At 72.0% G+C, this 19230-nt stretch carries 17 protein-coding genes; 4 read left to right on the top strand and 13 right to left on the bottom strand.

From position 1 onward, the window contains the following. Window positions 1-6: 6 nt before the first annotated feature. Window positions 7-834 (bottom strand): enoyl-CoA hydratase family protein, encoded by an 828-nt coding sequence (locus ACWC94_RS26130; RefSeq protein ID WP_450799477.1) that lies wholly within the window; start codon window positions 832-834, stop codon window positions 7-9. A 296-nt stretch (window positions 835-1130) separates the two neighbouring features. Here ACWC94_RS26130 and ACWC94_RS26125 point away from each other — a divergent pair, with 296 nt between their 5' ends. After that, complete coding sequence (locus ACWC94_RS26125) at window positions 1131-1586, top strand: ATP-binding protein (protein WP_450799476.1); 456 nt, start codon at window positions 1131-1133, stop codon at window positions 1584-1586. On the opposite strand, the gene ACWC94_RS26120 is transcribed toward ACWC94_RS26125, so the two are convergent. The 6 genes from ACWC94_RS26120 to ACWC94_RS26095 all read right to left on the bottom strand — a co-directional run bounded on the left by ACWC94_RS26120 (window position 1543) and on the right by ACWC94_RS26095 (window position 10512). Continuing rightward, the gene (locus tag ACWC94_RS26120) at window positions 1543-2994 is read right to left on the bottom strand and encodes an amino acid permease (protein ID WP_450799474.1); all 1452 of its coding nucleotides are present in this window, start codon (window positions 2992-2994) and stop codon (window positions 1543-1545) included. The genes ACWC94_RS26125 and ACWC94_RS26120 overlap by 44 nt on opposite strands. Window positions 2995-3112: 118 nt before the next feature. Further along, entirely contained in the window at window positions 3113-4123 is a 1011-nt protein-coding gene (argF, locus tag ACWC94_RS26115) for an ornithine carbamoyltransferase (RefSeq protein WP_450799473.1), read from the bottom strand. Between the two features lie 61 nt (window positions 4124-4184). Continuing rightward, entirely contained in the window at window positions 4185-5408 is a 1224-nt protein-coding gene (locus tag ACWC94_RS26110) for an arginine deiminase (RefSeq protein ID WP_450799472.1), read from the bottom strand. A 100-nt stretch (window positions 5409-5508) separates the two neighbouring features. Further along, window positions 5509-8055, bottom strand: coding sequence for a polynucleotide kinase-phosphatase (locus tag ACWC94_RS26105; RefSeq protein ID WP_450799471.1), 2547 nt, complete (start codon window positions 8053-8055; stop codon window positions 5509-5511). Further along, window positions 8052-9515 (bottom strand): 3' terminal RNA ribose 2'-O-methyltransferase Hen1, encoded by a 1464-nt coding sequence (locus ACWC94_RS26100; protein ID WP_450799470.1) that lies wholly within the window; start codon window positions 9513-9515, stop codon window positions 8052-8054. The genes ACWC94_RS26105 and ACWC94_RS26100 overlap by 4 nt, the downstream gene beginning before the upstream one ends. 58 nt (window positions 9516-9573) lie before the next feature. Then, window positions 9574-10512, bottom strand: coding sequence for a hypothetical protein (locus tag ACWC94_RS26095; protein ID WP_450799469.1), 939 nt, complete (start codon window positions 10510-10512; stop codon window positions 9574-9576). Between the two features lie 122 nt (window positions 10513-10634). On the opposite strand from ACWC94_RS26095, the gene ACWC94_RS26090 reads away from it, so the two are divergent. Further along, window positions 10635-11552, top strand: coding sequence for a D-alanyl-D-alanine carboxypeptidase family protein (locus ACWC94_RS26090; protein WP_450799468.1), 918 nt, complete (start codon window positions 10635-10637; stop codon window positions 11550-11552). 52 nt (window positions 11553-11604) lie between these two features. On the opposite strand, the gene ACWC94_RS26085 is transcribed toward ACWC94_RS26090, so the two are convergent. The 5 genes from ACWC94_RS26085 to ACWC94_RS26065 form a co-directional block, all read right to left on the bottom strand. Continuing rightward, window positions 11605-12528: an LLM class F420-dependent oxidoreductase gene (locus ACWC94_RS26085; RefSeq protein ID WP_450799467.1), complete on the bottom strand. Its 924-nt coding sequence runs from the start codon at window positions 12526-12528 to the stop codon at window positions 11605-11607. Between the two features lie 102 nt (window positions 12529-12630). Beyond that, entirely contained in the window at window positions 12631-13119 is a 489-nt protein-coding gene (locus ACWC94_RS26080; RefSeq protein WP_450799466.1) for a DUF6099 family protein, read from the bottom strand. A gap of 166 nt (window positions 13120-13285) precedes the next feature. Beyond that, a complete protein-coding gene (locus ACWC94_RS26075) occupies window positions 13286-13654 on the bottom strand; it encodes a nucleotide pyrophosphohydrolase (RefSeq protein ID WP_450799464.1) in 369 nt (122 codons plus the stop codon). Then, a complete protein-coding gene (locus ACWC94_RS26070; protein ID WP_450799463.1) occupies window positions 13651-14856 on the bottom strand; it encodes an AAA family ATPase in 1206 nt (401 codons plus the stop codon). The genes ACWC94_RS26075 and ACWC94_RS26070 overlap by 4 nt, the downstream gene beginning before the upstream one ends. 795 nt (window positions 14857-15651) lie before the next feature. Beyond that, on the bottom strand, window positions 15652-16041 hold the full coding sequence (locus tag ACWC94_RS26065) for a cell division protein SepF (protein ID WP_450799462.1): 390 nt from the start codon (window positions 16039-16041) through the stop codon (window positions 15652-15654). Between the two features lie 279 nt (window positions 16042-16320). Between ACWC94_RS26065 and ACWC94_RS26060 the strand changes: the two genes are divergently transcribed. Continuing rightward, window positions 16321-18030, top strand: coding sequence for a hypothetical protein (locus tag ACWC94_RS26060; protein WP_450799531.1), 1710 nt, complete (start codon window positions 16321-16323; stop codon window positions 18028-18030). Window positions 18031-18032: 2 nt separating this feature from the next. Here ACWC94_RS26060 and ACWC94_RS26055 read toward each other — a convergent pair whose 3' ends face one another. Continuing rightward, entirely contained in the window at window positions 18033-18548 is a 516-nt protein-coding gene (locus ACWC94_RS26055) for a YceI family protein (protein ID WP_450799461.1), read from the bottom strand. Between the two features lie 114 nt (window positions 18549-18662). Here ACWC94_RS26055 and ACWC94_RS26050 point away from each other — a divergent pair, with 114 nt between their 5' ends. Beyond that, window positions 18663-19172 (top strand): MarR family winged helix-turn-helix transcriptional regulator, encoded by a 510-nt coding sequence (locus ACWC94_RS26050; protein ID WP_450799460.1) that lies wholly within the window; start codon window positions 18663-18665, stop codon window positions 19170-19172. Window positions 19173-19230 lie beyond the last annotated feature (58 nt).

The following is a 19230-nucleotide window of genomic DNA, read 5'->3' as shown; positions in this document are numbered from 1 at the left end:
ACAAGCTCACCTCCCCCGCCACTTCGGCGGGCGCTTCTCCGTGAAGGCCGCGTGGAACTCGGCGTAGTCCTCGCCGTTCATCAGGAGGGCCTGGGTGGAGGCGTCCAGCTCGACGGAGGCCGCCAGGGGCATGTCCAGCTCGGCCGTCAGGAGGGCCTTCGTCTGGGCGAGGGCCAGGGCCGGGCCGTCGGCGAGGCGGCGGGCCAGTTCCCGGGCCGCCTCGTCGGCCCCGCCCTCCTGCGTCAGTTCGCTGATCAGGCCGATCCGCTCGGCCTCGGGTGCCCGGACCGGTTCGCCCAGCATGAGCAGGCGGGTGGCGTGGCCGAGGCCGACGACCCGGGGCAGCAGATAGGCCGCGCCCATGTCACCGCCGGACAGGCCGACGCGGGTGAAGAGGAAGGCGAACCGGGCGGACGGATCGGCCACCCGGAAGTCGGCCGCCAGCGCCAGGACCGCGCCCGCGCCCGCCGCGACCCCGTGCACCGCGGCGATCACCGGGAACGGGCACTCGCGGATCGCCCGCACCACCTGCCCGGTCATCCGGTTGAAGTCGAGCAGCCGGGCGGTGTCCATGGCGAGGGTGGCGCCGATGATCTCGTCGACGTCGCCGCCGGAGCAGAAACCCCGCCCCTCGCCGGCCAGCACCAGGGCGCGTACGGCACGCTCCCGGGACAGCTCGGCCAGCAGGTCGCGCAGATCGGCGTAGGCGCCGAAGGTGAGGGCGTTGAGTTTCTCCGGACGGCTGAGGGTGACGGTGGCGACCCCGTCGGCGAGCCGGAGCCGCAGGTGCTCCCAGTCGGAGGTGCGGGCGGCGGAGCCGGTGAAGGGACTCATGACGTGCGGCCTCCTAGGGGGGCGGTGCCGTACGTTGCGCTGTCCCTCGAAGCTATCACTTGTTTGTGACTGTCGTCACGAGGGCGCGACAGATGACCGGCCGATCGGCCGAGTCCCGTCACATGCGTCACCGGTCCTCGACAGCGCCGTAACAGTGGGCGCCGACGGGCGAGGCGGGACGTTCACCGGGGTAGGCCGCCGGTACCGGGGCCGACGGTCCCGGGCGGGGCCCGACGACGGTCTGCGGTGGCCGGGCCCGTACCCTTTCTACAGTTGAAAGCAGGACAGCCTGCTCCATGAACGGACTCGCCTTGCACGAACGCCCCACCGAACCGGCCTCCTGGCGCATCGCGCTGCCGCACACCGCCGCGGCGGTGCCCGTCGCGCGCGCCCTGGTGCGCACGGCCCTCACCGAGGTGGAGCACCCGGCCGACTGCGACACCGCGGAACTGCTCACGGCGGAGCTGGTGGCCAACGCGGTGGAGCACACCGCCGGGCGCGGCCCGATCGAGCTGGTGGTGGAGCTGCTGCCGACCGGCTGCCAGGTCGAGGTGCACGACCCGGACCCGGCGCCGCCCGGCCATCTGACCCGGCCGGTGATCGAGGAGCCCGACGTCTGGCAGGAGGGCGGGCGCGGGCTGCTGCTGATCCGCGCCCTCAGCTCGTCCTGCGGTCACCGCCCCACCCCGTCGGGCAAGGCGGTGTGGTTCAGACTGCCTGCGGTTCCCGCTCAGCGGCGGCGCTCGGCGTGACCCCGGGATCGGCCGCCCGCGCCAGCGTGGAGTGCCGGCGGCCGTAGACGGCGTAGACGGCGAGGCCCACCGCGAGGAACACGGCGAACTGGATCCAGGTCTGCCAGCCGGTCTCGTACATCAGGTACAGGCAGAAGGCGACCCCGAGCAGCGGGCCCACCGGGTAGAGCGGGACGCGGAAGCTGCGGGTCAGGCCCGGTTCGCGGCGGCGCAGGGCGATCACCACGACGTTGACGACGGCCATGATGGCGAGCGTGCCGATGGTGCACAGGTTCATCACGGCGTCCAGGGAGGCGAAGGCCGCGGGGAGCGCGAAGACGGCCGCCACGATCAGCGTGCCCGCGACCGGCGTGGAGGTCTTCGGGTTCACCTTCTCGAAGACGCGCGGGATCAGGCCGTCGCGGGACATCGACATCAGGATGCGGGTCTGGCCGTACATCACCGCGAGGACGACCGAGGCGATGGCGACGACCGCGCCGAAGGCGATCACGCCGCCGCCGACGGCCGAGCCGGTGACCTCGTTGACGACGTAGGACAGCGCGGCGGGACGGCCGGCGACCGCCTTGCCGCCGATGGCGCCGATCGCGGCGAGCGCGACCGCGCAGTACAGCAGGGTGACGATGCCCATGCAGACCATGATCGCGACAGGGATGTCCCGGCGCGGGTTCTTGGCCTCCTCGCCGGCGGTGGTGATCGCGTCGAAGCCGATGTAGGAGAAGAACGCGGCCGTGGTGCCCGCACCGATGCCGCCGAGGCCGGCCGGGGAGAACGGGGTGAGGTTGCCGTGCCTGAAGGCGCTGTAGCCGATGGCGCAGAAGGCCAGCAGGATGACGAGCTTCACGGCGGCCATGGCGGCCGTCGCGCGGGCGCTCTCGCGCACCCCGCGCACCAGCAGCACCGAGGCCATCGCGATGACGATCACGGCCGGGAGGTTGACGATCCCGCCGTCGCCGGGTCCGGCGGACAGCGCGGCCGGGAGCTGGACGCCGGTGAGGCTGTGCAGCAGTTCGTTGACGTACTGGCTCCAGCCGACGGCGACGGCCGAGATCGAGATGCCGTACTCCAGCAGCAGGCACCAGCCGACCAGGAAGGCGGTGGACTCGCCGAGACCGGCGTAGGCGAAGGAGTACGAGGAGCCGGAGACCGGGATCGCGCCGCCCAGCTCCGCGAAGGAGAAGGCGGTGAAGACGCAGGTGATCGCGGCGAGGACGAAGGAGACGACGACGGCCGGGCCGGCCTGGGCGACGGAGTCGGACAGACCGACGAAGATGCCGGTGCCGACGATGGCGCCGACGCCGAAGCAGATGAGCTGGAAGAGGCCCATCGTGCGCTTCAGGCCGTGTCCCTCGCGGTCGGCGCCGGACTCGGCGACCAGCAGGTGCGGGGACTTGATGCGGGGAGCGGGCATGCGGGTGGTGCTCGTTTCTGGTGGTGCGGGCGACCCGGGTGAGGTCGCGGCGACGGCCGGAATGGGTGGTTCCGGGCCGTCGGTCAGGATAAGTGCTGGTCGGGGCAGTGACCAGGGGTTACCGGGCGAGTGTGGCGACCAGCACCGCCTTGATGGTGTGCAGACGGTTCTCGGCCTCGTCGAAGACGATCGAGTGCGCGGACTCGAAGACCTCGTCGGTGACCTCCAGCGAGTCCAGTCCGTAGGTCTCGTGGATCTCGCGGCCGACCTTGGTGCCGAGGTCGTGGAAGGCCGGCAGGCAGTGCAGGAACTTCACGTCCGGATTGCCGGTGGCGCGCAGGACGTCCATGGTCACGGCGTACGGCGCGAGCGCCTTGATCCGCTCGGCCCACACCTCCTTGGGCTCACCCATGGAGACCCAGACGTCGGTGACGACGAAGTCGGCGCCCGTGACGCCGTCCATGACCTCCTCGGTGAGGGTGATCCGGGCACCGCTGGACGCGGCCAGCCGCCGGGCGCGGTCGATGATCTCCTGGTCGGGCCAGTAGCTCCTGGGCGCGACGATCCGCACGTCCATGCCGAGCAGCGCGCCGGTGACCAGGTAGGAGTTGCCCATGTTGAAGCGGGCGTCGCCGAGGTAGGCGAAGGAGATCTGCCGGAGCGGCTTGGCGCTGTGCTCGGTCATGGTGAGCACGTCGGCGAGCATCTGGGTGGGGTGCCAGTCGTCGGTGAGGCCGTTGTAGACGGGCACGCCGGCGTGGGCGGCCAGTTCCTCGACCTTGGCCTGGCTGTCCCCGCGGTACTCGATGGCGTCGAACATCCGGCCGAGCACCCGGGCGGTGTCCTTCACGGACTCCTTGTGCCCGATCTGCGAGCCGGACGGGTCGAGGTAGGTGGTGCGGGCACCCTGGTCGGCCGCGGCGACCTCGAACGCGCAACGGGTGCGCGTCGAGGTCTTCTCGAAGACCAGGGCGATGTTCCGGCCGCGCAGGTACGGCGTCTCGGTCCCGGCCTTCTTCGCGGCCTTCAGCTCGGCCGCCAGCTCGACCAGGCCGCGGAACTCGTCTTCGGTGAAGTCGAGCTCCTTGAGGAAGTGGCGGCCTCCAAGGGCGGTCGGGACTGTCGCCATGGGGGCGCTCCAGGGGTACGACTACAGGGGACTCTGGAAGTCTATACGACGCACCACATTTCTATACGGCGTCCCGTTCCACGGGACAGCTCATGCACCGGGGGCCGCCCCGGCCCCGGCCCAGCTCGCTGCCCGGGATCTCTATCACCTCGATGCCCTGTTTGCGCAGATGCGTGTTGGTGGTCGAGTTGCGCTCGTAGGCGACGACGACCCCCGGTTCGACGGCGAGCACGTTGCAGCCGTCGTCCCACTGCTCGCGCTCCGCGGCGTGCACGTCCTGGGTGGCGGTCAGCACCCGGATCTCGCCGAGGCCGAGGGCCGCGGCGATCGCGCGGTGCATGTGCTCCGGCGGATGGTCGGTGACCTTCAGCTCCTTCTCGCCGACCCCCGGCTCGATGGTGTACGAGCGCAGCATGCCGAGCCCGGCGTACTGGGTGAAGGTGTCACCGTCGACCATGGTCATCACCGTGTCCAGGTGCATGAAGGCGCGCCGCTTCGGCATGTCGAGCGCGACGATCGTGCGTGCCGAGCCGGCCGCGAACAGCTTGTGGGCCAGCATCTCCACGGCCTGCGGGGTGGTGCGCTCGCTCATGCCGACCAGGACGGCGCCGTTGCCGATCACCAGGACGTCACCGCCCTCGATGGTGGAGGGGTGGTCCGCCTGCCCCTCGGACCAGACGTGGAACGGCGTGTCACGGAACAGCGGATGGTGGCGGTAGATCGCCTCGAAGTGGACGGTCTCCCGCTGCCGCGCGGGCAGCCGCATGGCGTTGATGGCGACCCCGTCGTAGATCCAGGCGGAGGTGTCGCGGGTGAAGAGGTGGTTGGGGAGCGGGTCGAGGAGGAAGTCGTCGAGGTCCATCACATGGAAGCGGACGGAGGTCGGCTCCGCGTGCGCGTGCAGGAACTCCCGCTTGGTCATGCCGCCCACGAGCGCCTCGGCCAGCTCGCGTGCGGGCAGGGCCGCGAAGGCGGCGCGCAGATGGTCGGTGGCCAGGGGGCCGTACTCCTTCTCGTGGAAGACCCGGTCGAGGACGAGGGTGCGGGCCCCGGGGACCTCCAGGGTCTCGGTGAGCAGGTCGCCGAAGAGGTGGACGGCGACCCCCCGGTCACGCAGGACGTCGGCGAACCCGTCGTGCTCGGCGCGCGCCCGGCGCACCCACAGCACGTCGTCGAAGAGGAGGGCGTCCTTGTTGCTGGGGGTGAGCCTCTTGAGCTCCAGATCGGGCCGGTGAAGGATCACGCGGCGCAGCCGCCCGGCCTCGGAGTCGACGTGGTATGCCATGCCTCCATCCTGGCCGCCGCCGCCCGTCTTCACGCCCTTGTCGACCGTTTCCGCCGCTTCCTGTTTTTTCGGCGCCGCCCGCCCCCGGGGAGGGGGCGGGCTACAGACGGGGATCCACCGGCTCCGACTCCAGGGCCAGCACCCCGAACACCGCCTCGTGCACCCGCCACAGCGGCTCTCCGTCCGCGAGCCGGTCCAGGGCCTCCAGGCCGAGGGCGTACTCGCGCAGGGCGAGGGACCGCTTGTGGTTCAGGAACCGCCGCCGGAGCCCCGTGAGGTTGTCCGGCCGGGTGTACTCGGGGCCGTAGATGATCCGCAGGTACTCACGGCCACGGCACTTGACGCCCGGCTGCACCAGCCGCCCGTCCTGGTTCCGGACCAGCGCGCCGACCGGCTTGACGACCATGCCCTCGCCGCCCCGGCCGGTCATCTCCAGCCACCAGTCGACCCCCGCGCGCACCGACTCCGCCTCGCCGGTGTCGACGTACAGCCGCCGGGTGGTCTGCAGCAGTCCGGTGCCGTCGTGTTCCACCAGCCGGTCGAGCAGGGCCAGCTGCTCGTCGTGCGGCAGCGCGGCGAGGCTGCGGCCCTGGACGGCCAGCAGCTGGAAGGGCGCGAGGCGCACGCCGTCCAGGCCGTCCGTGGTCCAGCAGTAACGGCGGTAGGCGGCGGTGAAGGCGGCGGCGTCCGCGGCGCGTTCCCGCTGCCGGTCCAGCAGGCCGCTCACGTCCGCGCCCCGTGCGACGGCGGCCTCCAGGGCGGCCAGCGCACCCGGGAACACCGCGCCGGACGCGGCGCCCACGGCCGCGTACTGGCTGCGCAGCAGACCCGAGGCCTTCAGCGACCACGGCATCAGCTCGGCGTCCAGCAGCAGCCAGTCGGTGGCCAGTTCGTCCCAGAGTCCGGCGCTGTCGATCGCCGAGCGCAGGCGGCCGAGGATCTCCTCGGTCACCTTCTCGTCGTCGAAGAAGGGCCGCCCGGTACGGGTGTAGAGCGACCCGGTCGGGCCGTCCACCCCGAAGCGCCTCGTCGCCGCCTCCGCGTCCCGGCACACCAGGGCCACGGCCCGCGAGCCCATGTGCTTCTCCTCGCACACGACCCGCTCGACACCGTCCGCCGCGTACTGCGCGAAGGCCTCCACCGGGTGCTCCAGGTAGCCCTCGACCTGCGAGGCAGCCGTCGGTGCCATGGTCGGCGGCAGGTACGGCAGCAGCCGCGGGTCGGTCGCGAAGCGGCTCATGACCTCCAGGGCCGCCGCCGCGTTCTGCTCGCGGACCGCCACCATGCCCGCGTGCCGGGTCTCCACGGCCCTGCGGCCGTGCACGTCCGCCAGGGCCAGCGGCCGGCCGTCCGGTCCGCCGGGCGCCTCGGCGCGCAGCGGACGCGTCGGCTCGTACCACACCCGCTCGGCGGGTACGTCGACCAGCTCGCGCTCCGGCCAGCGCAGCGCCGTCAGCCTGCCGCCGAAGACAGCACCGGTGTCCAGGCAGATGGTGTTGTTGAGCCACGTCGCCTCGGGGACCGGGGTGTGGCCGTAGACCACGGCCGCGCGGCCCCGGTAGTCCTCCGCCCACGGGTAGCGCACCGGCAGCCCGAACTCGTCGGTCTCGCCGGTCGTCTCGCCGTACAGGGCGTGCGAGCGGACCCGGCCGGAGGTGCGGCCGTGGTACTTCTCGGGCAGACCGGCGTGGCAGACGACCAGCCTGCCGCCGTCGAGGACGTAGTGGCTGACCAGGCCCGCCAGGAACTGCCGTACCTCGGTCTTGAACTCCTCGCTCTCGCCCTCCATCTGCGCGACGGTCTCGGCGAGCCCATGGGTGTGCTGGACGTTGCGGCCCTTGAGGTAGCGGCCGTACTTGTTCTCGTGGTTGCCGGGCACGCACAGGGCGTTGCCCGACTTCACCATCGCCATCACCCGGCGCAGCACCCCCGGGGTGTCCGGGCCGCGGTCGACGAGGTCGCCGACGAAGACGGCGGTACGGCCCTCGGGGTGCACGCCGTCGGTGTAGCCCAGCTTGGCGAGCAGCGCCTCCAGTTCGGCCGCGCAGCCGTGGACGTCGCCGATGATGTCGAAGGGGCCGGTGAGGTGGGTGAGGTCGTTGAACCGCTTCTCGGTGACGACGGTGGCGCGTTCGGCCTCCTCGACACCGCGCAGGACGTGCACCTTGCGGAAGCCCTCCCGCTCCAGGTGGCGCAAGGAGCGGCGCAGTTCGCGGATGTGCCGCTGGATGACCCGGCGGGGCATGTCGGCGCGGTCGGTACGGGCCGCGTTGCGCTCGGCGCACACCTCCTCGGGGATGTCCAGCACGATGGCGACGGGCAGCACGTCGTACTTCCTGGCCAGCTCGATCAGCTGACGGCGGGCGTCCTGCTGCACGCTGGTGGCGTCCACGACGGTGCGGCGGCCGGCGGCCAGTCGCTTGCCGGCGATGTAGTGCAGGACGTCGAAGGCGTCCCGGGTCGCGCTCTGGTCGTTCTCGTCGTCGGAGACCAGACCGCGGCAGAAGTCCGAGGAGATCACCTCGGTCGGCTTGAAGTGCCGTCGCGCGAACGTGGACTTGCCGGAGCCGGAGGCGCCGACGAGGACGACGAGGGAGAGGTCGGTGACGGGGAGGACCCGCCCCTTGTGCTCTGTTGCCCCGGTCATGCCGCCTTCGCCTCCTTCTCTGTCCTGATCACGAACAGTGCCATCTGGGTGGGCGGGCCCACCTCGGGGTCGTCGGGTCCGACGGGCCGGAACTCCACGGCGTAGCCGAACCGTTCGGCGACCGTCCGCGCCCAGGTGCGGAACTCCTCCCGCGTCCACTCGAAACGGTGGTCGCCGTGCCGGGCGTGTCCGGCGGGCAGGGTCTCCCAGCGGACGTTGTACTCGACGTTCGGTGTGGTCACGAGGACCGTGCGGGGGCGGGCGTGCCCGAACACGGCGTACTCCAGGGCGGGCAGCCGGGGCAGGTCGAGGTGTTCGATCACCTCGCTGAGCACGGCGGCGTCATAGCCCTTGAGCCGGTTGTCGGTGTAGGCGAGCGAGCCCTGCACGAGTCCGACGCGCGAGGCCTGCCGCTCCCCCATGCGGTCCAGTCTCAGCCGCCGGGAGGCGATGGTGAGCGCCCGCACGGACACGTCGACCCCGAGGATCTCGGTGAACCGCACGTCCTTCAGCAGCTCCCGCACCAGCTCGCCCTGTCCGCAGCCCAGATCGAGGACCCGGGCGGCACCGCGCTCGCGCAGGGCGGCGAGGATCGCCTCCCGGCGCTGGACGGCCAGCGGGGTCGGCTTCTCCTCGGCCTCCGTCTCCTCGGCGACCGCGTTGTCGATCTCCTCGACCTCGCTGTCGTCGGCCTCGGCGAGGCGCACCAGCTCCAGCCGCTCCCTCGCCTGCCGGGTCAGCGACCAGCGGCGGGAGAGGTACCGGCTGGTGATCAGCCTCTGCTCCGGGTGGGTGGGAAGCCACCCCTCGCCGGCCCGCAGCAGCTTGTCGACCTCGTCGGAGGAGACCCAGTAGTGCTTGGCGTCGTCGAGGACCGGCAGCAGGACGTACAGGTGGCGCAGTGCCTCGGCGAGGGTCAGCGTGTCCGCCTCCAGGACGAGGCGGACGTACCGGGAGTCGCCCCACTGCGGGAACTCGGTGTCGAGCGGGACCGGGTCGGCGGTCACCGTCCAGCCGAGCGGCTCGAACAGCCGTCGTACGAGGTCGGGACCGCCGCGTGCGGGCAGGGCCGGGACCTCGACGCGCAGCGGCAGTGGCGCGGCGGCCCGCTCGGGGCGGGCGGCGCACACCCCGCGCAGGGCGCTGGAGAAGACGCCGCTCAGCGCGACCGCGAGCAGCGAGGAGGCCGCGTACGGGCGGTCGTTGACGTACTGCGCGAGCGCCGCGTCGGGCGCACCCCCACGCCCCTTGCCCTTGCCCCGGCGGACCAGCGCGAGCGTGTCGATCTCCAGCAGCAGTGCGGCCGTGCAGCGCCGGTCGTCCGCCTCGGGGTAGAAGACGTGCGCCGTGCCGTGGGACGTGGAGAACTTCTGCGCTTTGTCGGGGTGTTTGTGCAGCAGGTACCCGAGGTCGGTGGCCGGGTGGGCGGCGTCGCCGCGTGTGGAGATCGTCAGGAACACACGTCCGAGTCTTCCGGTCGCGAGGCGCCGCTGACCACCGGTTTTCGCGCAGTGCCCGTTATTTCTCGTGGTCGATGACCGTCCGGGCGTTGCGCACGGCCCGTTCGACCGCCGCCCGCACGGCCTCCAGCTCCTCCTTGTTGTCGCCGATCGAGGCCTTCTGCGTGCGCGCCTCGATGGCCTGCACGGCCGGGACGTACCCGGTGTCGAGCTTGCACCGGGCGTCGGCGGTCGCCGTCCTCCTCTCCGCGCCCGACGGCTTGCCGTGCCCCAGCCAGTGGGAGTCGAGGGAGGCCTTGTCCGGGTCGGAGTAGGAGAAGCCCTTCTTCTTCATGCAGGTCGACCACGCGCGGTCGGCCTTCTTCCAGGCCGGGTCCTTGGTCGCCTTCTTGTGGGACTCGTACCAGAGTCGGAAGACCAGCGGGTAATTGCCGGTGGATTTGACGCCGTTGACCTTCGTCGCCTTGGGCGCCGGGCCGTCGATCTTCCGCATCGCCTGCCCCAGGCACCCGCCCTCGGGGATGCGGTGGCCGTGGGTGGAGCGGCTCTCGCCGGATGCGAAGGTGCCGGTCAGCGCTGTGTACTGGTCGGCGGGCCACTCCTGGGGCTGGGTGGAGGCGTCCGGTGTGGGGGTGTGGTAGCCGTGCTCGGACGCCAGGTCCGGGTCGACGACGCCGTAGGGGCTGTCGTCACGGGTCGAGCCCGCGCCCGCGAGCGCTCCCTGCCGGACCGGGTAGGTCGACTCGACGGCCTCGGTGCGGAGCGTCGCGAAGCCGGCGAATCCCAGGCGGACCATGCACTTCTTCCCCAGGATCCACTGGGCCCGGTTGACGGCCCGTGCGCCGTCCGACGCGGGGTCCGGGATGTAGGCGTGCAGCGGGAGGGCCGCCATGGTGTTGAGGCGGCGAGACTCGCCGACGGGGTCGTCGTGATCGGCCAACTGGCATGCCGACAGGGCGAACAGGCCGGCGAGGGCGAGAGGGAGGACTTTGCGCACCAGGCCATCCGATCAGGCCCGGACCACGGGCGCCGTGACGGAGCCCACAGTTCCCACACAGAACATGCACCGTTACGGCATAGTGATCAACCGTCAACTGACCACTGACGCAAGGGGTGACCATGACCTACGGCCACGGAGCCGGCGCCCGCAGACGAACCGTCGTCGCGGCACTGGCCGGTGCGGTCCTGACCACGGGGGTCCTCGCGGCCGCTCCCGCCCAGGCGGCCCCGGCACCGCAGGTGTCGGCCGAGGGGGCGTACGCCTTCGACCCGGCCACGGGCAAGACGCTGTTCGGCCAGGCACCGGACGCGCAGCTGCGGACCGGGTCCACGACGAAGATCATGACGGCTCTGGTGGTGCTGTCGCAGCCCCACCTGGACCTGAACCGCAAGGTGAAGATCAAGAAGGAGTACACGGACTACGTCATCGACCCCACCACGAAGAACCAGCGCTATTCGAGCGCCCGCCTGATCCTCGGCGACTCGATGAGCGTCGGCGACCTGCTGTACGGGCTGCTGCTGCCCTCGGGCTGCGACGCCGCCTACGCCCTCGCGGACACCTACGGCACCGGATCGACGACGGCCCAGCGGACCAAGTCGTTCATCGCCAAGATGAACAGCAAGGCGCGTGAACTGGGCCTGACGAACACCCACTTCGACGGCTTCGACGGGGTGTCCAACGGCAACAACTTCGCCTCGTCCCGCGATCTGACCAAGCTGGCCGCGACCGCGCTGAGGAACAGGACGTTCAAGAAGGTCGTCGGCACCCCGCTGTACCAGGACATGAAGTCCTACCGGCCGGGCGGCGGCACGCACGCGATGGAGGCGTGGAAGAACAGCAACACGCTGCTCGGCACCTACCGGGGCGCGATCGGTGTGAAGACCGGCTCCGGGCCGGAGGCGAAGTACTGCCTGGTGTTCGCGGCGACCCGCGGGGGCCGGACGGTCGTGGGCACGGTCCTCGCCGACACCTCGCCGGACCAGCGCTTCACCGACGCCGCGAAGATCCTCGACTACGGCTTCGCCCAGCGCGGCTGACGCGGGCGGTGGCCGCCGCCGGGTACGGCGGCGGCCGCTCGGCCGAGCGGTGTCAGGACAGCTGGGACTGGACCTTGGCCGAGATCAGTTCCAGGTGGTCCAGGTCGTCGAGGTCCAGCATCTGCAGATAGATCCGCCGGGAGCCGACCTCGGCGTACCGGCCGATCTTGTCGACGACCTCGGCCGGCGAGCCGGCCAGGCCGTTGGCCTTCAGCTCGTCCACCTCACGGCCGATCGCGGCGGCGCGCCGGGCGACCTCCCGGTCGTCCCGGCCGACGCAGACCACGAGCGCGTTGGAGTACGTCAGCGCGTCCGCGCCGCGGCCCGCCTCCTGGGCGGCGGCCCGCACCCGGCCGAACTGACGCTCGCTGTCCTCGACGGAGGCGAACGGGATGTTGAACTCGTCGGCGTACCGGGCGGCCAGCCGCGGTGTACGGGTCGCGCCGTGGCCGCCGATGAGCACCGGAACCTTCGACTGCGCGGGCTTGGGCAGCGCGGGCGAGTCGGTCAGGTCGTAGTACGTGCCGTGGAAGTCGAAGGTCTTGCCGACCTCGGTCGCCCACAGCCCGGTGACGATCGCGAGCTGCTCCTCCAGCCGCGCGAACTTCTCCTTCGGGAACGGGATGCCGTACGCCTTGTGCTCCTCCTCGAACCAGCCCGCGCCGAGGCCCAGCTCCACCCGGCCGCCGGACATCTGGTCGACCTGGGCGACCTGGATGGCGAGCACGCCCGGCAGCCGGAAGGTTCCTGCAGTCATCAGGGTGCCGAGGCGGATGCGCCTGGTCTCACGGGCCAGGCCGGCCAGTGTGATCCAGGCGTCCGTGGGGCCGGGCAGGCCGTCGGAGCCGCCCATGCGGAGGTAGTGATCGCTGCGGAAGAAGGCGTCGAATCCCAGGTCCTCGGTGGCTTTCGCCACGGTGAGCAAGGTGTCGTAGGTGGCCCCCTGCTGGGGCTCGGTGAAGATTCGAAGGTCCATACATCTATCCTGCACGCCGCACACCGCGTCCACCGCGCCGGTACCGCCGGGCACGGCCGTCCACGGTCGGGTGAAAAAACACCCGCCTGAACCGCCCCGTCCTCACACGCCGGACGGACTGTTCCGATTGCCGTCCTCCTGTAACGCCTCCTCCCGTGCCGCCAGCTTGCGCAGCATCTCCAGGACGCGGTCGCGGGACTCGTCGGCCGCGTCGATGGCCTCCATGCACTGCCAGTACGTCGTCTCGTCGGCCGCGGCGCTGGCCACGCCGACCAGGGCCATGCCGACCTCGCCGAGCAGGCCCCCGAGGCACAGCAGGGTCTCGCGGGCGTCGTCCAGCTCGGTGAGCTGGGCGGCACGCAGATCGCCCAGGTCCAGTTCGGGCGGGTCCAGGACTCCGCAGCCCCGGCCCGCCAGCTCCGTCAGGCCGAGCGCCTCGCCGCGCAGCTCCGGCGGGCCGGAGACCGCGAGCCGGCTGCCGATCGCCTGGGCCAGGGCTTGGGCCTGCCACACCTCCGCCATGATCTCGCCCGCGTCGGCGCCGCCCGCCAGGGCACGCCGGCTCGTGAGGATCAGCCGTACCGCATCCATGTGTCGCCCCCGTCCTTCCGCATGCGTCCCCGCACACCCGCTGGAACTCACTTGTCCACTACCCAGAGTGAAGGTGCGCGGGGCGAAAAGCCAGAGGTAGACGGAAATCTGTGGACAACAATTCGGATTCGACAGGTGATTTGACTTCGGAGAGTAATAACGGAGTTCAGTCCTCCGATAGTTCGCCCCCCTGGGAGCCGCCCTCCGCCCCCGGCGCCGGGAAGCGCCGTTCGTTGCGGTCGATCTTGGCGGCCAGGGCGGCCAGCGGGTCGATGCCGAGCACGTCGCAGAACTGCAGGAGATAGGCCAGGACATCGGCGACCTCGTCCGTCACGCGGTGCGCGGCGTGGGGGTCGGCCATCACGCGGGCCGACTCCTCCGGGGTCAACCACTGGAAGATCTCGACGAGTTCGGAGGCTTCCACCGAGAGGGCGGCGGCGAGGTTCTTGGGGGTGTGGTAGGGCTGCCAGTTCCGCGCGGCCGCGAACTCGGCGAGCCTGCGCTGGAGTCGGGCCAGGTCGAGAGGTTCCGTCACGCGTCCAGGTGTACCACTGTGACGCCCTCGGTCCCGGCCGCCCACGAGGCGTCGCTCACCGCGCCCACGCACCGGATGTGCCCGCGCCCGCCCATCCGGACGGCCGTCCGCAGCAGCGCCCGGCGCTGGGCCGGGTCGAGACAGCGGTCGAAGCCGTCGGTGAGGACGGTGAGGGTCCGCAGGGCGTCGGGCACCTCACCGGGGGCGTCCAGGGCCAGGACGCCGGGGCCCGTCAGCAGGACCAGTGTCAGCGCGAGATAGCGCAGTTCGCCGTCGCCGAGCCGGGCGAGGTCGGTGCGCGGGCCGGCGCCGCGGTCGAGCAGGGCCCGTACCGTGCCGTCCGGCAGTGGTTCGGCGACCAGGTCGGTCACCGGACCGGCGCAGCCCACGCCCAGTGCCTCGACCAGCCGGCCGTGCCGGCGGGCGCACTGCGCGCGGGTGCGCCCCAGCACGTCGGCGAGGTTGTCGCAGCCCGGCAGCAGGCGGCCGGAGCCGGTGGGGACGGGGGTGCGCATGTTCTCGGGGCGGGGGTCGCAGGGGAAGACGGAGCGCAGGGCGACCACCATCTGCTCGGCCGCGGCGAGCACCCGGCGCTGTCCGTCCGTCTTGCCGGCGACGCGCAGCGGCAGCAGGGCGGTGCCGAGGCGGTCGTCGGGCAGCGGGGCGCGGGTCACCGGGGCGGAGCCGGCGGTGTGCCAGGCGGCCTGGACGGTACCGCGCCCGGGGTCGCGCAGCGCGGTCTCCAGCAGGACGACCCCGGCCGCGGTCAGCCGCTCCCCCACGATCCTGAGCTCCGGTTCGGCCTGTACGGCGAGGTCGAGCCGGACCGGCCCCTCGGCGCCGTCGGCCGTACACCCGATCCGGAACCCCCGTCGCCCTTCCGCGTCGGGGCGCGCCCGCTGCGGCACACAGGCCACCGGGTCCGGGAACACCTCGTAGAGCGAGGCTCCGCCGCCGAGCCGGGCGAGTGCCTCGTACGCCGCGAGCGCGGTCGTCTTCCCCGCGCCGCTGGGCCCCGCGAACAGGGTGACGGACCCCAGCGGGAACCCGGCCCGCCGGTGCCCGGCGAAGGCCGACAGCCGCAACTCGGTGATCCGGGCCCGCACATCGGGGGACTCGCGGGGCTCGCGGGACTGCGCGGGGACGCTCGCGGTGAACGCGTCGGCCGCCGGCGGTTCGGCGGACACGGAGGGCACGGCCATGCCCGGACCGTAGGACCCGGCCCACCTGCCGAACCGTTTCCCGTCCGGCACCTTCCTACGATCGGGCGATCAGACAGGCTCAAACGGCACCAGGGCCACCCGGTCGAGTGACAGCGGGCGGGGAACGACACGACCTACCGGACACGCCGCCTCCCCACCCACGGGAGCACGACGCGAACCCCAGAGCCCCACCACCGCCGACCCCGCCCGCCGGCAGAGGTGTGCCGGTCCTCGGCCCGGCCCGGCGGAGGACCGGGGTGGTTCGCCGGGCCGGGCGGGGCGCGCGGGTTCTTGCCCGGCAGGCGCCAGTCCGGGCCGGGGGACCAGGGCCGCAGGCGGTCAGGCCGGGCCCAAGCACAGCCGGACATCGCGGCACCGCACCGACAACCACAGCACGACCACCGCCGGCCCGTCGGGAAGCGCGGCGCGGATCCCAGAGCGCCGCCACCGCCAACCCCGCCGGGAGGCCCGGAGCCCGACACCACGGTGCCGACAGCGAAGCCCACCGGCCGGCGTCACGGCACCCACCGGTCGCACGGCACCGGCCGCCCGGCCAGGAAGGTCCACGCCCCCGGGCTCAGCGCGGAGCCACGCCCCGCGCTCGGCACCGAGATCCGGACTCCGCCGCCTCGGACACCGCGCTCCTCACGCACACCGCGGGCTCATCCGCCAAAGGCACCGCGCTCGACCGCCGCAGGCACCCACGCCCGACCACCACAGGCACCCACGCTCAACCACCGCAGGCACCCACGCCCGACCACCACAGGCACCCACGCTCGACCGCCGGAGGCTTTCTCAGCCGCCCGACACACCCACTCCCTCCATCAGCCCGCTGACCTCCGTGCCGGGCGGGGTGAGGAGGAACACATTGCGGTCGACGCGGTGCATTCCGCTGCCCAGACCGAAGACCACGCCCGTGCTGAAGTCGAGGACGCGCTTGGCGACCTCGGTCTCCGCGTTGGTCAGGTCGAGCAGGACCGGCGCGCCGGCCATCAGGGTCTCGGCGACCTCCCGGGCGTCCGCGAAGACATTGACCCGCAGGACCACGAACCGGCGCCGGGTCTCGGTCTCGGCGTCCGGCAGCGAGCGGTGGTTCACCGCGGACGGCCAGGCGTCGCGGCCCCGCAGCGGCACGACCTGGGCGAGCCCTTCCCACTGTTCATCGGTGACGTCGTAGCGGCTCACCGGCTCCCCCCGACCTGACTCGCACTCATTGCCTGCACCAGCCAATTCTTACGCCAAGTCACCCGTTCGGCCCAACAGCGACACACTGCGCGACCGCTCCGGTGCCCCACCATCGGGAGCGAACCGCTCCACATGTACGCTTACGCCCGCTTCTTACCGCGCTCATACCGTTCTCTTCACGCCCGGCCACGTGCCGGTCATCCGCCCCCGATAGCGTCCACTTCCGTGCACTTGGCAGAATCACAGCAGGTGACAGTCGGCCGGCGGACGCAGTCGGCGGTGTCCGCCCTCCCGGTTGCCCGCGCGGAGGTCCACGGCTCCCCCGCGCAGTGGCATCGCGTACTCACCCTGCTCGCCGACGTCAGCCTGTTCATCGGCACGCGTTCGGTGTGGACGCAGGCGGCCACGCACCATCTGGTCCTCGCGGCCGCGATCTCCCTCTGCTACGCCTCGATCCTGGTGACCGGCGTGCTCGCCCTCACGGTTCGGCGGACGCGTTCGCTGGCCCGTCTGGACCTCGTGGTGCTGGGGACGGCGATCGTCCTCACCCTGTGCACCTGGGCGCTGAACCACGCCGGTGGCGACGAGGCGGTCCTCACCACCCAGGCCGCGAAGGAGATGGTCAACGGGCACCAGCTGTACGACCATCCGTGGCCGTGGCTCTTCCGCCTCAAGGGCGTCGCCCTGACGGCGACGACGACCGGCGGTTACGACTTCACGTACGGCTATCCCCCGCTGACCCCGCTGGTCACGGCTCCCTTCCTGTGGCTCGGCCACAACGGAGCACCCGCGACGGCGGCGGTGACGGTCGCGCTGGTCGTGGGCACGGTCGTGCTGTGGCGGATGCTGCCGACGCCCTGGCGCTCCGCGGCCACGATGCTCTGTCTGGGCTTCAGTTTCCTGCCGATGTACGCCCGTCAGGGCTATCCGGCGATCATCGGCCTGGTCCTGCTGGTGCCGGTGGTGGTGCGCTGGCCGCGACTCGGCGCCGGGGGCCGGCTGGGCCCGGCCGGGATCGCGCGGGCCGCGTGCCTCGGTGCCGCGTGCGCGGCACAGCAGCTCCCCTGGTTCGTCACGCCGTTCCTGCTGGCCGGGATCTATGCCGTGCGCCGCGGTGAACTCGGCGGGCGACAGGCCGCGCGGGTGGTGCTGCGGATCCTCGGTATCGCGGTCCTCACCTGGCTGCTCGTCAACGCGTATTTCATCGTGACCGAGCCGGGTCCGTGGCTGGGCGGCATCGCGCTGCCGCTGACCCAGGGCGCGGTCCTGCACGGCCAGGGCCTGGTGGGCATCTCGCTGTACTTCACCCACGGCAGCGACCGGCTCGACTGGTACGGCCACGCGAGCATGCTGCTGGCGGCGGCCCTGCTGTCCCTGTTCGCGCTGTTCGTCCGGCGACTGGGTCCGGCCGCGACCGTGCTGCCCTGGTGCGCCTTCTACGTGGCGACCCGGTCCCAGGACGGCTACTACCTGCTGATGACGCCGCTGTGGCTGGCGGCGGCCATCACCGTGCCGCTGTCGGACTTCTCGGGCGCGTGGCAGCCGCGGCCCCGTTGGCTGACCGGCGCCCGCCGCCGGCCCGCCCTGGTCACGGCCGTGGTGCTGCTGGTGACGCCGGCCCTGGTGAGCGCGACCCTCGCGGTGACGGGCAGGCCGCCGCTGCGCATGGACATCACGGCGGTCAGGCACCCGTCCGCGCACACCGTCTCCGCGATGTCCGTGAGGGTGACCAACACCGGCGACGACGCGCTCACCCCGCACTACATGATCACCACGGGCCAGGGCATGAACCGGTACTGGACGCAGGTGCGCGGACCGGCCACGATTCCCGCCCACACCACGGCGACCGTCGAACTCCGGGCGCCCTCCGGGAGGTTCACGGTGCCGGTGAAGAAGAGCACCCGGCTGCGGCTGCGCGCGTTCACGGCGACCCCGCAGACGCTGTCCACGCGGGACGTGAAGCGGGCCGAGCTCGACCCCGAGGGCTGACCTCAGGAGGCCGTGCGGGTGAAGCGCAGCTCCGCCGTCACCGCGGTCAGGCCGCGCATCATGCCCAGCTGGTTCCAGCCCATGCCGAACTGCTCGCGGTCCACGGTGAACTCCGTCTCCAGGGTGACCGCCCCGGCGCTCGCGCCGGCCAGGCGCGCGGTGAGGGTCACGGGCCTGCCGACCCCCCGCACGGTCAGCTGACCGGTGACCCGCACGCCGTCGCCGTCGAGGCGGTCGGCGCCGCGGACGGCGAAGGTGATCCCCGGGTGGGTGCCGGCGTCGAAGAAGTCGGCCGAGCGCAGGTGGGTGTCCCGCTTGGCGTGCCCGGTGTCCAGGGAGGCGGCGTCCAGGGTCACCGTGCCGGTGGCCGAGCCGTCGGGCCGTACCTCGCCCGCGCCGCTGACGGCGGTGAAGGTGCCCTTCACGGTGACCAGGCCCCACAGGGTCTTGTGCCGCAGTGCCACGGTGGACGCGGCCGGGTCGAGCTGCCAGGTGCCTGTCTGTACGGCGACGGTCATGGGTGTACTCCCGAGTCGGGTGGTTCAAATTTGGATGACCTGGCCCACGCTAGCCCCTCATCCAAAATTGAACAACCTGCTCGTCCAAATTTGGACCACGGTTAGACTCGTCTCATGCCCGACTCCGACGCGCCCCCCGCCGACCAGCTGCAATGCCCCGCCGCGGGCGCCGGCCTGCTGCCCGCCGAGCTGCGTGCGTGGATGGTCCTGCTGGCCGCGACGGGTGCCGTGGAGCAGCGGCTGCGGTCGGTCGTGAAGGAGACCCTCGACGTCTCCCACGACGAGTTCCTGATCCTGTGCCTGCTGGCGGAACAGCCGCGCACCGGACTGCGCATGACCCAGGTCGCCGACCTCCTCGGCCGCCCCAAGACCCGGCTCACCTACCAGATCGCCTGCCTCCAGCGGGCCGGCCTCGTCACCCGCAGGTCGGTCTGCGGTGACAAGCGCGGCGTGCAGGTCGCCCTCACCGACAAGGCGCGCGACCTGCTGAGCGAGACCTCCGAACTGCTCGCCGGAACCGTCCGGCAGGCCCTCTCCGACTCCATGGGCGCCGACCAGCGCGCGGCCATGCGCGCGCTCGTACCGGAGCTGCCCGAACCGGACGAAGAGCCATCCGACGGCTGAGCGGCGCAGCTCACAAGCGCAAGGAGGGAAACCTCACAGCCCCTGCCCTGCACTCACT

It is taken from the genome of Streptomyces sp. NPDC001135 (genome assembly GCF_053598395.1).
This window is presented reverse-complemented; position numbering and strand designations above follow the sequence as displayed.